13 protein-coding genes and 1 riboswitch are annotated in these 13,758 nt (G+C 60.0%); of the genes, 8 read left to right on the top strand and 5 right to left on the bottom strand.

Going from position 1 to position 13,758, the window contains the following annotated elements; translation table 11 throughout:
- Window positions 1-233 precede the first annotated feature (233 nt).
- Window positions 234-980, top strand: coding sequence for a GGDEF domain-containing protein (locus tag CYG48_RS20930; protein ID WP_245450559.1), 747 nt, complete (start codon window positions 234-236; stop codon window positions 978-980).
- A 3-nt stretch (window positions 981-983) separates the two neighbouring features.
- Here the strand turns inward: CYG48_RS20930 and CYG48_RS20935 are convergent, their stop codons facing one another.
- The 5 genes from CYG48_RS20935 to CYG48_RS20960 all read right to left on the bottom strand — a co-directional run bounded on the left by CYG48_RS20935 (window position 984) and on the right by CYG48_RS20960 (window position 4,526).
- Complete coding sequence (locus CYG48_RS20935; RefSeq protein WP_118852598.1) at window positions 984-1,280, bottom strand: hypothetical protein; 297 nt, start codon at window positions 1,278-1,280, stop codon at window positions 984-986.
- A gap of 56 nt (window positions 1,281-1,336) precedes the next feature.
- Window positions 1,337-1,543, bottom strand: a complete 207-nt coding sequence (locus CYG48_RS20940; RefSeq protein WP_118852883.1) for a hypothetical protein — start codon at window positions 1,541-1,543, stop codon at window positions 1,337-1,339.
- Between the two features lie 129 nt (window positions 1,544-1,672).
- A complete protein-coding gene (locus tag CYG48_RS20945; protein WP_118852599.1) occupies window positions 1,673-1,882 on the bottom strand; it encodes a cold-shock protein in 210 nt (69 codons plus the stop codon).
- A gap of 246 nt (window positions 1,883-2,128) precedes the next feature.
- Entirely contained in the window at window positions 2,129-3,760 is a 1,632-nt protein-coding gene (locus CYG48_RS20955) for an FAD-dependent oxidoreductase (protein ID WP_118852601.1), read from the bottom strand.
- Between the two features lie 100 nt (window positions 3,761-3,860).
- Entirely contained in the window at window positions 3,861-4,526 is a 666-nt protein-coding gene (locus CYG48_RS20960) for a GntR family transcriptional regulator (RefSeq protein ID WP_118852602.1), read from the bottom strand.
- Between the two features lie 118 nt (window positions 4,527-4,644).
- Here CYG48_RS20960 and CYG48_RS20965 point away from each other — a divergent pair, with 118 nt between their 5' ends.
- The 7 genes from CYG48_RS20965 to CYG48_RS20995 all read left to right on the top strand — a co-directional run bounded on the left by CYG48_RS20965 (window position 4,645) and on the right by CYG48_RS20995 (window position 13,748).
- On the top strand, window positions 4,645-5,646 hold the full coding sequence (locus CYG48_RS20965) for a TRAP transporter substrate-binding protein (protein ID WP_118852603.1): 1,002 nt from the start codon (window positions 4,645-4,647) through the stop codon (window positions 5,644-5,646).
- Window positions 5,647-5,692: 46 nt separating this feature from the next.
- Window positions 5,693-6,271 (top strand): TRAP transporter small permease subunit, encoded by a 579-nt coding sequence (locus CYG48_RS20970; RefSeq protein ID WP_118852604.1) that lies wholly within the window; start codon window positions 5,693-5,695, stop codon window positions 6,269-6,271.
- A complete protein-coding gene (locus tag CYG48_RS20975; RefSeq protein WP_118852605.1) occupies window positions 6,268-7,584 on the top strand; it encodes a TRAP transporter large permease in 1,317 nt (438 codons plus the stop codon). The genes CYG48_RS20970 and CYG48_RS20975 overlap by 4 nt, the downstream gene beginning before the upstream one ends.
- Window positions 7,581-9,008: a malonyl-CoA decarboxylase gene (locus CYG48_RS20980; protein ID WP_118852606.1), complete on the top strand. Its 1,428-nt coding sequence runs from the start codon at window positions 7,581-7,583 to the stop codon at window positions 9,006-9,008. Before CYG48_RS20975 ends, CYG48_RS20980 begins: the two co-directional genes overlap by 4 nt.
- Window positions 9,005-10,522 carry a malonate--CoA ligase gene (locus tag CYG48_RS20985; protein ID WP_118852607.1) on the top strand — a complete coding sequence of 506 codons (1,518 nt, stop codon included), beginning with the start codon at window positions 9,005-9,007 and terminating at the stop codon, window positions 10,520-10,522. Before CYG48_RS20980 ends, CYG48_RS20985 begins: the two co-directional genes overlap by 4 nt.
- A gap of 118 nt (window positions 10,523-10,640) precedes the next feature.
- A riboswitch (cobalamin riboswitch) is annotated at window positions 10,641-10,844 on the top strand.
- A gap of 191 nt (window positions 10,845-11,035) precedes the next feature.
- The gene (locus CYG48_RS20990) at window positions 11,036-12,847 is read left to right on the top strand and encodes a TonB-dependent receptor domain-containing protein (RefSeq protein ID WP_118852608.1); all 1,812 of its coding nucleotides are present in this window, start codon (window positions 11,036-11,038) and stop codon (window positions 12,845-12,847) included.
- Window positions 12,848-12,893: 46 nt separating this feature from the next.
- On the top strand, window positions 12,894-13,748 hold the full coding sequence (locus CYG48_RS20995; RefSeq protein WP_118852884.1) for an ABC transporter substrate-binding protein: 855 nt from the start codon (window positions 12,894-12,896) through the stop codon (window positions 13,746-13,748).
- Window positions 13,749-13,758 lie beyond the last annotated feature (10 nt).

Consider the following 13,758-nt stretch of genomic DNA (forward strand, 5'->3'; position numbering starts at 1 on the left):
AGTCTCAACATTGTTATGGCAGCGTGAATATCACGAGCGGGCCGGCAACCGGTGCGCTCGTTGTGGAATAGATGGAATTTCTTTGCTTGTTTACGCAGCAGCAACTCAACTCGATCCTGTCATCCCTGCCTGATCCGGCCTTCATCCTGACCCGTAGCGGCCGATACGCGGCCGTTTTCGGTGGAAAGGATGTCCGACATTACCATGATGGAAGTGGTCTCGTGGGTCGCAGCATGTTCGACATGGTGAGGGAGGAGAAAGCCCGCTGGTTTCTCGGTGAAATCGAGAAGGCGCTGGAACACCGCGGGCTCCACATCGTCGAATATGAGCTCAGCGGCGCCGACGTTAAGGGTGCAGGCGAAGGGCCCAGCTATTCGATCTGGTTTGAAGGCCGGGTACAGGCGCTCGATTTTCCCGTCGATGGCGAGCAGGCCGTTGTCTGGGTAGCGAGCAACATCACGGAAAAACATCAGACGCAGAAGAAGCTGCTGCAGTTGAGTGAGACGGATGCGCTGACGGGCCTCTTTAACCGTCGCAAGCTGATCGAAACGCTCGACCATCGCCTCGGCATCTTCGCGCAGGATAGCGATCAAACCTCGGTTCTGGTCTTCGATCTTGATAATTTCAAGCGTCTGAATGACGAGATGGGCCACGACGCAGGCGACGCGGCCCTCGTGGAGATCGCGCGGATCTGCCGCCAGCAATTGCGCAGGAGCGATGTCGTTGCGCGCTTAGGCGGTGATGAGTTCGTGGTGGTAATGCCCGGCACGCATCGGAGCGATGCCTTGAATATTGCCGAGCGCCTACGCCAGGATGTCCCGATCATCCTGAAGGAAAACATCCATTACGAGTCGACGATTAGCGGGGGACTCAGCCAGTTCGACCAGCTTGACCGGTTCTCAAGCGACGTCCTGAAACGCGCCGACGAGGGGCTGTATCGGTCGAAGAGACGCGGCCGCAACATGGTGTCAGCCGTCTAAGCGTTAAACGCCGCGTGCACCTGGGCTGGGTTGCTCGAAGGTGAACGACGTCAGGAGAGTCGTGACAACATTGGTCGCCTTCTCCTTCACCAGCGTTTCGGTCCATTCGCTGGTACCGCGCAGCCTCAAGTCGCTGTAGATGCTGTCGACCGCGCCTTCTTCGATACGCTTGATGTGCGCCTTGAAGACGGCTTCTCCCTGGCTCTGGTAGAGGTCGCGGATCACCATGCGCAGGATTTCCTGCATTGCGATCTGCCACGCGGTGGTGCTGGCCTGAAGTTCATGATTTTCATTGGGCATTGGATCTCCTGAAGCATGAGGCACTTGAGTTGGCGAGGGCAGGGTGACGCACGTCGTCAATCCTTGGCGGCTGATGCGGCTTTCGTGCTCTCGTCAGCCTCTTTCGCCAGTCGCGCTGCCCTCAGGCGTGCTGTCTTTGCATCACGGGCCTGTGACGCGAAGTCCTGTTCTTCCACTGCCTCGTCCTTTGCGAAAAACTGGCTTTGGATCTTGCTGAATGCGTTTTCCGCCTGCTGACGGGTTTTGCTGAATGTCTGTGTCATGAGGTTCCCTTTCCGGGTTCGGCCAGTCTTTTGGCCAAAAAAAAGCCGGGCGTCGCGCCCGGCTTTGGTTGGTTCAAACTCTCGACAGTGCCAGTACATCCGTGGTCACAGGAGAGCAGATCCTTGGTGTCAGACGGCCTGGAGATTGCAGGCCGACATCTTGCCCGACTTGTTGTCGCGCTCCAGCTCGTAGCTGAGCTTCTGGCCTTCAACGATTTCGCGCATGCCTGAACGTTCGACAGCCGAGATGTGAACGAAGGCGTCTGCGCCGCCGTTGTCAGGCTCGATGAAACCGAAACCCTTGGTGGAATTAAACCATTTTACTGTGCCAGTGGTCATGATGAACCCTTTCTATAGCAATAGAGATCGACCGCGATGCCGATGGCATCGTGGATGGTGATAGCGATGTTTTAAAAGGAAGGTTCGTTCAGGGCGCGGTGCCAATCGCGCAATAACCAAAGCTCAGCAAGAAAAAGATCGATAAACTTTAAATAGAGATGCTGGGCCTGAATGTCAACTAAAAGTTTTCGGGACTGGTGGCTACGATGGTTTTCCCGGCGAGGTTGCCGGCCTCCCGCATCGGCCTCAGGAGACGGTGGACCGTTTGAGCGTCTTGGCAACGTGCTCCGCAAGCCTGAGTGCAAGAGCGACGGCCGGCAGTGTGGGGTTCGCGTGGCCACCGGTCGGAAAAACGCCGCTGCCTGCGACATAGAGATTGGCAACCCCATGGAGCTTGCAGTTGCGGTCGACTGCACCGTCGTTCGGATTATCGGCCATCCGTGACAGCCCGATCTGGTGATAACCGTCGAACGCCTGCGCCATCACCGCCTGTCGGCGTTCCGCCAATGGGTGGATATACTCGAGCCGTCCGATCCGGTTGCGCCGCAACCAGGCGTCGAGCAGGTCATGGGATGTGAGGACGGAGTCGATATCCTGATCAACGACCCGATAATCGACAGACAAGGCTGCCTGAGAGCTTCCCGGTGACTGGGGTTTAAGCAAGACGCGGCTCTCCGGGTTTGGTACCTGCTCGGCGTGGTAGCGTAGCAGGTACCGGCCCTTTGGGTTGAACAGTGTTTGGTGCGGTTTCGTTCGCCGCTTCAACAAGTCTCGCGTCGCCTGCCACAATTCCACAGGCCAACGCGCATTCTGGCGGATGTTGCGCCAGTGCTGTTGTTTGTCGATGTTGCCAAGGCCCCTTGCGGTAGGCGCCAGCCCCTTCGACATGCGACGGTAGAGGCCGGACGCCGCCAGGAACAGATAACACAGCGACAGCGCTCCGGAGCCATGGACGGGATCAGCGATTGAAAGCGCGTCGATCCAGAACACCGTGTTCAGGAGCTTCTTGTCTGCCTGCAGTTCAGGTGCGATCTGCAGCCGCTGCCGGTAGCTATACCCTTCATCATCGGTGCGAAACGAAAGTGATCGCGCCTTCCGGGGGTCGGCAAACTTCAGCATCGCAATATAGCCGGTGAGATGGCCTTGGTAGAAGCGGCCGAGCGAGGCGGAAAACCGGGCAGCCACGTCCGGGCGCGCCGCCTGCAGCGAAAGCAGCAGCCGAGCATTTTCGAGGCCGCCACCGGCGAGGATGAAGACCTTTGCGGACACCTTCGCCGCTCGTCCCGCATGTTTCAGCGCAAGGCTCTGAACTTGGTCCCCCTGGGCGTCGAGATCAATGGATGTCACTGTGGCCGAGGGGACAACCGTCACGTTTCGGGAACGAGCCAGCCGTTGCGAATAATGCGGTCCGAGTGCCGGATGTTTGCTCCAGCGCTCGATGGCATCAACAACAACAGCTGAATCCGGCAGCCCGAGGCTCTCTGAACGCAGCGCGCCGGTTCTGCAGGTGAGGAACTTGTAGGCTTCTTTGTAATACGGACGAACCTCGTCGTGCGAGATGGGCCAGCCGGAATACGGGACATGCGCCCGTGGTTGGAAATCGAGGTCGTCGAGTTCAACACAACGCCCTCCCCACAGCGCGGAGGTGCCGCCAATACCGGGGCGCGAGACCGCTTCGGAGAGGGCATGATGGCCGTTGCGAAATTCAGTGTCGGCCGGCACATCGGGGGTAGAGGTCTCACCGCTGCCACGTTCCAGCACGATGACGTTTAGCCCAAGCGTCTCAAGCCTAAGTGCCAGCGCCAGGCCGACGGGGCCGGCTCCAACGATGCAGACATCGTTTTCGGTGGGGAACGTGTCGCCATCCGCGAGTATCATGAGAGCGTGGAGTTACCTGGAACTTGAGTGGCGACGCGACTGCCATGGGACTAGACCGGCTTAGGCGGTGTCCGTCAACTCCCTTTCTCCGGATGCCGGGTCAGGCGCGCCGCCGGTCGAGCTGGCGCAGGTTAGCAATGAGATCCCCGAAACGGTCACCCTGGACGGCGATATGGCTGCGCAGCCTCACGGTTGCCGCATCCGCGTCCCCCGCAAGGATGGCGTCAACAATGCCTTCATGCTCCGAGAGCGAAACCGACATCCGGTTGCGCACCCTCAATTGCAGCCGGCGATATGGCCGAAGCCGCCGATGCAGCGCGATGCATTGTTCTTGCAGGAAGCCATTGTGGCTCGCGACATAGATGGCGTGATGGAAGGCTTCGTTTTCATAATAATACCGATCGGTGTCGTTGCTTTCTGCCGCGTCTCGACATTTCGCCAGGGCCTCGAGAATGGCGATCTGGTCCTGCTCCTGGTGCCGACGGGCAGCCATCGCACCGGCCATGGCCTCCAGTTCAGCCATAACCTCGAACATCTCGAAGATCCTTTCCGGACCCGGATCTACAACCGTAGCGCCGCGTCGGGGTTTGATTTCCACCAGGCCGATGGCGCTGAGTTGCATGAGAGCTTCCCGCACGGGTGTTCGTGATACCTGGAAGCGAGTGGCAAGCTGGACCTCGTCCAGCCGATCCCCCGGATGGAATTCGCCGGTGAGAATGCAGTTCTCGATCTGGTCCCTTAGCTTGTGGTGGGTACTGGTTGTCATTGATGCTCTCATACAAGTCTACATTTCTTGTATACAAGAGGGTTGACATTGTCCACAACCTGCACGCATCATTCGCGGGCTTCAACAGGAGGGTTGAGGCCAAGGGAGGAATTTAGTCATGAACCTGACGAAGGCATTGAAGCTTTCAGCCGCGGTCCTGATCACCGGCATGCTTGCCTCTGGTGCATCGGCGCAGACGATCCTGAAGGCATCCCACCAGTTCCCTGGCGGCAAAGGCGACATCCGCGATGAGATGGTGCAAGTCATCGCGCGTGAAGTTGCCGCGGCAGATGTGGGCCTGGAGATCCAGGTCTATCCAGGCTCTTCGCTCTACAAGCCCAATGACCAGTGGAATGCCGTCACGCGCGGCATCCTAGACATGACGTCGTTCCCGCTCGATTATGCGTCGGGGCGGCATCCCGAGTTTTCCGCCACTCTCATGCCAGGGCTTGTCGGCAACTTTGATAGGGCGAAGCGCCTGAACGAGTCGGAGTTCATGACTGACATCAAGAAGGTCATCGAGGACGCCGGGGCAATGGTCATCGCCGATGCTTGGCTTTCGGGCGCGTTCGCCTCAAAGAAGGGCTGCATTACCTCGCCCGACACGATCAAGGGTCAGGTTATCCGCGCCGCCGGCCCGGCCTTCGAGGAGATGCTGGTGGCAGCAGGCGCCTCGATCTCATCCATGCCCTCGTCCGAAATTTACACGGGCATGCAGACGGGCGTGCTTGATGCCGCCAATACCTCGTCGGCAAGCTTCGTGTCCTACCGGCTCTTTGAACACGCCAAGTGCCTCACCGCGCCAGGCGAGAATGCGCTATGGTTCATGTACGAACCGGTTCTGATGTCGAAGAAGGTCTTCGACCGGCTGACGCCGGAGCAGCAGAAGGCGATCCTTGCAGCCGGCGAGAAGTCGGAGGAGTTCTTCGACGCAGAAGTGCGCAAGGGCGACCAGATCATGATCGACGCCTACAAGAAAGCGGGGGTTGAGATCGTCGAGATGAGCAAGGCGGATTATGATGCCTGGCTCGAGCTCGCCAAGCAGTCGTCATACAAGAACTTCGCAGAAAAGGTTCCTGGCGGTGACAAACTGATCGAAAAGGCCCTGGCCGTCCAATGAGCGAAGGCGGCGCATTTGCGCCGCCACTTCCTCGGAGAACCGTTCCATGCTGAGTGCCTATGTTCTGTGGGTGGGCAGGCTGTCGCGCCTGTTTGCGATCATCGCGACCGCACTGATCATCATCGCCATGCTCGTCGTCTGCCAGATGATCCTGATGCGCTACGTTTTCCGGCTGCCGACGATCTGGCAGACGGATTTCGTGGTTTTTTCCGCAACTGCGGCGATCTTTCTCGGCGCGCCTTATGTGCTGCTCAAGGGCGGGCATGTCGGCGTTGACGTCATCGAGATGTTGCTCAGCGAGCGAAATCGCTTGCGGCTGAAGGTCGTCGGGTCTTTTCTCGGCCTCATCTTCTGCATTGTGATGCTCGCCGCGACCTGGGTGCAGTTCGAGGAAGCCTGGACAGGCAACTGGAAGCATTCGAGCGTCTGGGCGCCGCGGCTCTGGATTCCCCTGGCGGCCCTGCCACTCGGTTTCCTTCTGCTTTGCCTGCAATACGTCGCGCAGATCCTCGTGCTTCTGCGGCTCGGACGTGAGCCGGCTGCTGTTGGTGACTTGCCATCATCGCATCTCCCGCTTCCCGCCACGCCAGCGGCCGAGCATTCCATGGAAGGACGCCGCTCATGAGTGCGACCGGGGCAGGACTTCTCCTCATCTCATTGCTGTTCATTCTGCTCGCCACAGGAATGCCGATCGCGTTCGCACTCGGGCTTGCAGCCTTCGCCGCGCTTTTCCTGCAGGACGGGTTCGACATCTTCTACATCCTCGGCGACACGATGTTCTCCGGCATCGCCAACCTTGCCTATGTCTCCATCCCCATGTTCGTGTTGATGGGGGCAGCCGTGGCATCGTCACCGGCAGGCTCCGACTTATATACCTCGCTTGACCGATGGCTGAACCGCGTGCCGGGCGGGCTCGTGCTCTCGAACATTGGCTCCTGTGCTATCTTTTCCGGCATGACCGGCTCGTCGCCCGCAACCTGCGCGGCCATCGGCAAGATGGGCATTCCGGAGATGTTGCGACGCGGTTATCCGAACTCGGTTGCCACCGGATCGATCGCGGCAGGTGGGACCCTCGGCATCCTTATCCCGCCGTCGGTGACACTGATTGTCTACGGCATCTCGACGGAGACCTCGATCGGTCGCCTGTTCATGGCCGGCGTCATCCCCGGCATCATGCTGACGATCATGTTCATGGCTTGGGCCATCATTGACTGCCGGCGCAAAGGTTATGAGTTTGCCGCACGCTCGGTCCGCTACACGTTGAAGGAGCGGCTGGCGGCCATGCCGCGCATCCTGCCCTTCCTGCTGATCATCGCCGGCACGCTTTATGTGCTCTACGGCGGCATCGCCACACCTTCGGAAGCGGCAGGCGCAGGCGCACTGCTGACGCTTCTGGTGGTCATCATCGCCTACCGCTTGTTCCGCTTCAGCGCCGTGAACGGGATCTTTGCCTCGGCGATGCGCGAAAGCGTGATGATCATGATGATCATGGCGGCAGCAGAACTCTTCGCCTTTGCCCTGTCCTCGCTCTTCATCACCCAATCCATCGCCGCCGTGATCGCCGACATGGAGGTCAACCGCTGGGTGCTGCTCGCGGTGATCAACGTCTTCCTGCTCGTTTGCGGCATGTTCCTGCCGCCGGTGGCCGTCATCGTTATGACCGCGCCTATGTTATTCCCAATCGTCACACAGGCCGGCTTCGACCCCTATTGGTTCGCGATCGTGCTGACGATCAACATGGAAGTGGGGCTAATCACGCCACCCATCGGCCTCAACCTCTTTGTCATCAACGCGATCGCGCCCACCGTGCCGACGAAGGACATCCTGTGGGGCTCGCTGCCCTACGTCCTGGTCATGTTCCTGGCGATCATCATCCTGTGCATCTTCCCTGATATCGCAACATGGCTTCCGAACCAGATGCTGGGGGTCGTGCAATGAACAGCGCTCCGTTCCTGCTTTCCGACATGCTTCAGGCGATTGCCGACAAGGGCCGGCGTTTCCTTTCGCTGGCGCCGCGGGAGACGGATGATCCGATTGCCACGGTGTCGGCGCTTTGCGACACGCTGCTGTCGAGCAGGGGCGAGGCGTCCGGAATGGCGCTCGCCCAGGATATCCTTAACCGCTGGCAAGGCTTTTCGCGCGAGCAGCAGCGCGATTTCATGGTGATGCTGCTTGAGCGTTTCGGCCCGGACGTACAGCGTCTGGAGCGCGCCATCAGCGCCTATAAGGCGGATCCCAATCCGGAGATCCTGCTGGAACTGCATCTGGCTGCTGAGCCGCGTCGGCAGGAACTGATCCGGCGCCTCAACCTTGCGCCGCAAGGCATCCGGACGCTGGTGCGCATGCGCGAGGTTTTGCTGGGGCTGAGGGAGGAAAATCCGGATCTTGCCGCGGTTGACGCGGACTTTGCCCACCTTTTCGGCTCCTGGTTCAACCGCGGCTTCCTGCTGCTTCGTCCGATCGACTGGTCGACGCCAGCCAACATCCTGGAAAAGATCATCCGCTACGAGGCGGTGCATGACATCGGCGGCTGGGATGAATTGCGTCGCAGACTCGAGCCGGACGACCGGCGGTGCTTTGCCTTTTTCCATCCGCAGTTGTCGGACGACCCTCTTATCTTCGTCGAGGTGGCGTTGACGCGCGAGATACCGTCGAACATTGATGAACTGCTGCGCGAGGACCGGCCGGTTTTGGGCGCCGAGGATGCGACGACTGCGGTCTTCTATTCGATATCGAACTGCCAGAACGGGCTGAGGGGCGTCTCGTTCGGCAACTTCCTCATCAAGCAGGTGGTGGAAGACCTGCGGCGTGACCATCCCAAGCTGCAGACCTTCGTGACGCTGTCGCCAGTCCCCGGCTTCGCAGGATGGCTCGCGAGAGAGCGCGGCAATGAGGCTTCCGAGGTCCTGTCACAGACGACAAGGGAACTGCTGGGCCTGCTGGACCAGCCCGGCTGGGAGAACGATGGCCAGGCAAGGGAGCAACTCGAGGCGCCACTTAAAACCGCGGCCGCTTGGTATTTCCTCAGGGCACGCAATTCGAAGGGCCGGGCGATCGACCCGGTCGCCCGCTTCCACCTTGGCAATGGCGCCCGGTTGGAACGGCTCAATGTTCTGGGCGACAGCTCTCCGCGTGCGATGCGCCAGGCCCACGGATTGATGGTCAACTACCTCTACAAGCTGGACGAGATCGAGGCCAACCACGAAGCCTTCGTCGGGCGCGGCGAGGTGGTTACCACACCCGCTATTCGACGCCTTGTTCCTGCAGAGAAAAGCGGCCGTCCTTTGATTCCAACAATGCTGGCTCCCATCGGAGCCGCTGATGAGACAAAACAAGTCAATGCCGGGGAGCCTAGACCATGACCAACCACCTCTTTGACGCCATCCGTTCGGCAGCCGATCCGGCAGCAACATTCGTCGAGGACAGCAAGGGCAAGGTCTGGACCTATGGCGAAATGCTCCAGGAATCGGCACGTCTTGCTGCAACGCTTGAGAAGCTCGGCGTTAGTCCCGGTGACCGCGTTGCAGTTCAGGTAGAGAAGAGCGTCCCGGCGCTGATGCTGTACCTTGCATGTGTGCGGGCCGGTGCGGTCTACCTGCCCCTCAACACGGCTTACACCCTGAACGAGATCGAATATTTCGTTGGTGACGCAGAACCAAGTCTGGTCGTCTGCGATCCGCGTAATCAGGCAGGTATTGCCGAGATTGCGGCCGCGAAAGGCGCTTCTGTTGAAACGCTTGATGAGGCTGGCGAAGGGTCACTGATAGAGCAGGCACGCACTGCACCCACCGAATACCAGGATGTGGCGAGGGGGGCGGACGATCTTGCCGCCATCCTTTACACCTCGGGCACCACGGGCCGCTCGAAAGGCGCGATGCTCAGCCACGACAACCTGCTGTCCAACGCCCTGACGCTGCGGGAATTCTGGCGCTTCACCTCATCGGACCGGCTGATCCACGCCCTGCCGATCTTCCACACTCACGGCCTCTTCGTCGCGACCAATGTGATCCTGATGGCGGGGGCGTCGATGCATTTCCTGCCGAAGTTCGACCCGGACGAGGTCATCCGGCTGTTGGGCGGTTCGACCGTGATGATGGGCGTGCCCACCTTCTACGTCAGGTTGCTGCAACATCCCGGTTTGACGCGCGAGGCCGCGGCGAACATGCGACTCTTCATCTCCGGATCTGCACCGCTCTTGGCGGAAACTCACCGCGCCTTTTTCGGGAAAACCGGCCATGCGATCCTTGAGCGTTACGGCATGACCGAAACCAACATGAATACCTCCAACCCTTACGACGGCGACCGCATCGCAGGGACTGTGGGCTTCCCGCTGCCCGGCGTCGACTTGCGCGTCACTGATCCGGCCTCCGGCAATCCACTGCCCCAGGGCGAAACAGGCATGATCGAAGTGAAAGGCCCCAACGTCTTCAAGGGTTATTGGCGCATGCCGGAAAAGACGCAAGCCGAGTTTCGGGCCGATGGCTTCTTTATCACCGGCGATCTCGGGATCATCGATGACCGTGGCTACGTGCATATCGTGGGGCGGGGCAAGGACCTCGTCATCTCCGGCGGATACAACATCTATCCGAAGGAGGTCGAGACGGAAATCGACCAGTTGGATGGCGTCGTGGAAAGTGCCGTCATCGGCGTTGCACATCCGGATTTTGGCGAAGGAGTCACCGCGGTTGTTGTTCGCAAACCCGGCTCCACCATCAGGGAACAGGACATCCTTGACGGGTTGAGTGACCGGCTGGCTCGCTACAAGCAGCCGAAGCGGGTGATCTTCGTGGATGAGCTACCGCGCAACACGATGGGCAAGGTGCAGAAGAACGTGCTTAGGAACAGCTACGCTGATCTTTACGCCCCGGTTGCGTGATGCCGGTCGCAACAGGTTGGTGTGTCCAAGGGTCCTCATCCCTGTGAACAACATGCGGTACGGCGGCATCCGCCGTGCCCTCTGGCGCAAGGTCGGTTGACGACACCGGCCATGCGACGTATCCAGATCTTGAGATGGTTCTGCCTCGGCAGATTAAAACGGGAACGTGGTGATGCTCATCTTGGGCCATTCCACGACTGCCCCCGCAACTGTGACCGCTGAGCCCTCTTCCACAATGCCACTGGAGACATCCGTCTCCGGGAAGGCGGAAGAGGAGCGATGACGCGGAAGTCAGGAGACCTGCCATTTCAGTCACCCATGCAAGAACACGGGGTGTGTTCCTGCGCGGCTACCGTTGCGGTGACGATCGATGAACGTTGCCGTGGCGGGGTAAGTGCAGGCTGTTTCTGCATCTGTCCCCCGACACGACCTTTGATGGACCTGCGCTTTGCGGCGCATGGAGTTGGAGCGGATATGCGCAAACTAATCCCGTTATTGGGACCTTTAATGATAATGACTAGTGGCAATGCCCATGGACAGCAGGTGGAGCAGGAGGCTGTCCTTGAGCCCATCGTGATTTCCGCGCCGCTGAGGCGGGAAGCCGACATTGCCACCGCGACAAGTTCTGTCACCGTAATCGACGAAGCCGAGATTCGTGCGAGTGCGGCATCGGATCTGGCCTCATTGCTGCGCTCGTACCCCGGTGTCAGCATCGCCACGTTTGGCGGGTTTGGCTCGAATGCCGAGGTCACCCTGCGCGGCGTCTCACCGACCCAGACGCTCGTGCTCATCAATGGGGTGCGCGCCTCATCAGCCACCAGCGGCACCACGTCCATCTTCAACGTGCCGCTCGAGTCCATCTCGCGCATCGAGATCGCCAAGGGGGCGCATTCGGCGCAGTACGGATCCGACGCCATCGGCGGCGTCATCAATATCATCACCAAGGATGGTTCCGGTTGCCCCGACGGCAAGGACCACTGCTCGACGGTGACGGTCGGCGTGGAGCACCCGTGGGGTGCGTCTGGCCGCGTCGAAACCCGCGGCAAGACCGATGGCGGCTTGAACTACGGCTTCGGGATCACCGGCCGGGGAACGCGAGGGTATGACTTCACCGGCCCGACCTCCTGGGGACACGAGCCCGATGATGATGGTTTCCGCCAAGGCAGTTTCGACCTTCGCCTGTCACAGGATTTCGATTGGGGCAGGCTTTATGCCGACGGTTTCTACGCACGCGGCATGTCAGAGTTCGATGCTTTCCCCGATTCCAACGAAGCGCGCACAGTGACATTTGCCGGCAAGGTTGGCGCGCAGATCAATCATAGCGATGACTGGTTCTCGCGCATCGAAGTGTCGAACGCCATTGACGACGCACGAAACCATCGCGATGGCGTCCCGGGCCACGAAGACTACCGCACCGTGCGCTCTGGCGTCTTGTTGACCACCCAGAAAACGCTCAAGACAGATCTTGCCGAACACGTCTTCAGCGGCGGGGTAGAAGCCTACCGCGAACAGATTGACACCAATGTCGTGAGCTACGCGGTTGAGGACCGCACACTCGCGGGCATCTTCGGGCAGTACGCGCTGTCGATGGGATCGTTCAACGTCGATGCTGGCCTTCGCCATGACTATAATGAGCAGTTCGGAGAGGCGACCACCTACAATCTCGGCGCGCGCTACGAACTGATGGAAGGACTGAGCGCGCGCGCCTCCTTTGGCACGGGGTTCCGCGCCCCGACCTTCAACGACCTCTATTACCCCGGTTGGTCGAACCCGAACCTCTTGCCGGAGCGCTCCAAGTCCGTGGAAGCCGGCCTCGCATGGCAGATCGATCCGGACACAAGTCTGGATGTCGCCATCTACCGAACCTGGATCTCCGAGGCGATCGCTCTTGATGCCTCGTATCTTCCATACAACATCGGAAGTGCTCGAATTTCCGGAATCGAGGCGACCATGTCACACCGGATCAATGAGAGCTGGACGGTGAACGGAAGCCTGGATCTTCGCCAGCCGCGGGACCAAGATACCGGCAATGACATCCCCAACCGTGAGCGGTTCAAGGGCTCGATCGGCGCTGTCTATACGCCTACGGAGAGCCTCACGCTTTCCGCCAACCTGCTCTACGTTGCGTCGCGTTACATCGATGCAAGCAACACCAGGAAGTTGCCAGACTTCGTGACCATGGATTTCGCCGCCACCTATGATGTCGATGAGCAGTCACAGTGGAAACTTGCCGTCCTGAACGCGTTCGATGAGGATTATTCGACGCGCGAAGGCTTCCGGGCACCCGGCCGGACCATTAGTCTCAGCGTCTCCCGTCAATTCTGATTGAGACAGCGGTAGGGGGATGAGCAGCTTGGCAAGAATGATGTGCATGCCCCACCTGTTGCGGAGTTTGAAGAGCGGGCGTTTTGTGCTGGTGGCTGCCGTTCTTGGCCTCGTCAGCACACCCGCCTTCAGCCAGCCTCGCCGTGTCGTGTCTTTGAACGTCTGCACCGATCAGTTGGCTATGCTCGTGGCGGAGCCTGGGCAATTGCTGTCGGTCTCTCATCTTGCAGCCGATCCCGCGGTTTCCGCACTGGCTGAGGCTGCCCGGGCGTACCGTCTCAACTATGGCTCGGCGGAAGAGGTCTTCATGATGAAGCCGGACCTAGTGCTCGCCGGTAGCTACACAACCCGCTCCACCGTGAACCTGCTTCGCGGACTGGGCGTAACGGTGGAGGAATTTCCTCCGGCGAGCTCGCTTGATGACATCCCTCGGGACATCAGGCGGATGGGGCAAGTTCTCCAGCGCGAGACGCAGGCTGAAGCCCTCGCAGGCAAGTTCGAGGCGGAACTTGCAGCCCTGGAGGCGCTGCCACCGACAGGCATGAGCGCCGCGTTCTATTACGCCAACAGCTATACTGCCGGGGGCGGCACGCTTGTTGACGCGATCGTCGCGGCTGCCGGTATGACCAACGCCGCGCAATGGATCGGCCTGTCCGGCACGGCGTATCTACCCTTGGAGAGCCTGATTTTAGCCGGGCCTGATGTCGTGGTGCTGGGTGATCACGCGTATGAAAAGCCGGCACTGGCGCAGGCTAACTTTGCGCATCCGGCTCTCGCCGATTTCATCAACAGCCGGCGCTCTGTGTCCGTGCCGCCGCGGATGACGATCTGCGGTGGCCCCGTCACACTTGAAGCCGCGCGGATCTTGCGAGCGGTAGCCGAGGGGGATAAGGGAACGTGAACCCACGCCT

Origin of the sequence: Neorhizobium sp. SOG26 (assembly GCF_003491345.1) — a bacterium.
In the GTDB taxonomy this organism is placed as follows: domain Bacteria; phylum Pseudomonadota; class Alphaproteobacteria; order Rhizobiales; family Rhizobiaceae; genus Neorhizobium; species Neorhizobium turbinariae.

Coding starts and splice junctions, on each gene's coding strand:
- CYG48_RS20990 (WP_118852608.1), top strand. CDS start 11,036: ATGACTAGTGGCAATGCCCATGGACAGCAGGTGGAGCAGGAGGCTGTC.
- CYG48_RS20955 (WP_118852601.1), bottom strand. CDS start 3,760: ATGATACTCGCGGATGGCGACACGTTCCCCACCGAAAACGATGTCTGC.
- CYG48_RS20940 (WP_118852883.1), bottom strand. CDS start 1,543: ATGACACAGACATTCAGCAAAACCCGTCAGCAGGCGGAAAACGCATTC.
- CYG48_RS20975 (WP_118852605.1), top strand. CDS start 6,268: ATGAGTGCGACCGGGGCAGGACTTCTCCTCATCTCATTGCTGTTCATT.
- CYG48_RS20930 (WP_245450559.1), top strand. CDS start 234: ATGTTCGACATGGTGAGGGAGGAGAAAGCCCGCTGGTTTCTCGGTGAA.
- CYG48_RS20995 (WP_118852884.1), top strand. CDS start 12,894: ATGCCCCACCTGTTGCGGAGTTTGAAGAGCGGGCGTTTTGTGCTGGTG.
- CYG48_RS20965 (WP_118852603.1), top strand. CDS start 4,645: ATGAACCTGACGAAGGCATTGAAGCTTTCAGCCGCGGTCCTGATCACC.
- CYG48_RS20980 (WP_118852606.1), top strand. CDS start 7,581: ATGAACAGCGCTCCGTTCCTGCTTTCCGACATGCTTCAGGCGATTGCC.
- CYG48_RS20970 (WP_118852604.1), top strand. CDS start 5,693: ATGCTGAGTGCCTATGTTCTGTGGGTGGGCAGGCTGTCGCGCCTGTTT.
- CYG48_RS20960 (WP_118852602.1), bottom strand. CDS start 4,526: ATGACAACCAGTACCCACCACAAGCTAAGGGACCAGATCGAGAACTGC.
- CYG48_RS20935 (WP_118852598.1), bottom strand. CDS start 1,280: ATGCCCAATGAAAATCATGAACTTCAGGCCAGCACCACCGCGTGGCAG.
- CYG48_RS20945 (WP_118852599.1), bottom strand. CDS start 1,882: ATGACCACTGGCACAGTAAAATGGTTTAATTCCACCAAGGGTTTCGGT.
- CYG48_RS20985 (WP_118852607.1), top strand. CDS start 9,005: ATGACCAACCACCTCTTTGACGCCATCCGTTCGGCAGCCGATCCGGCA.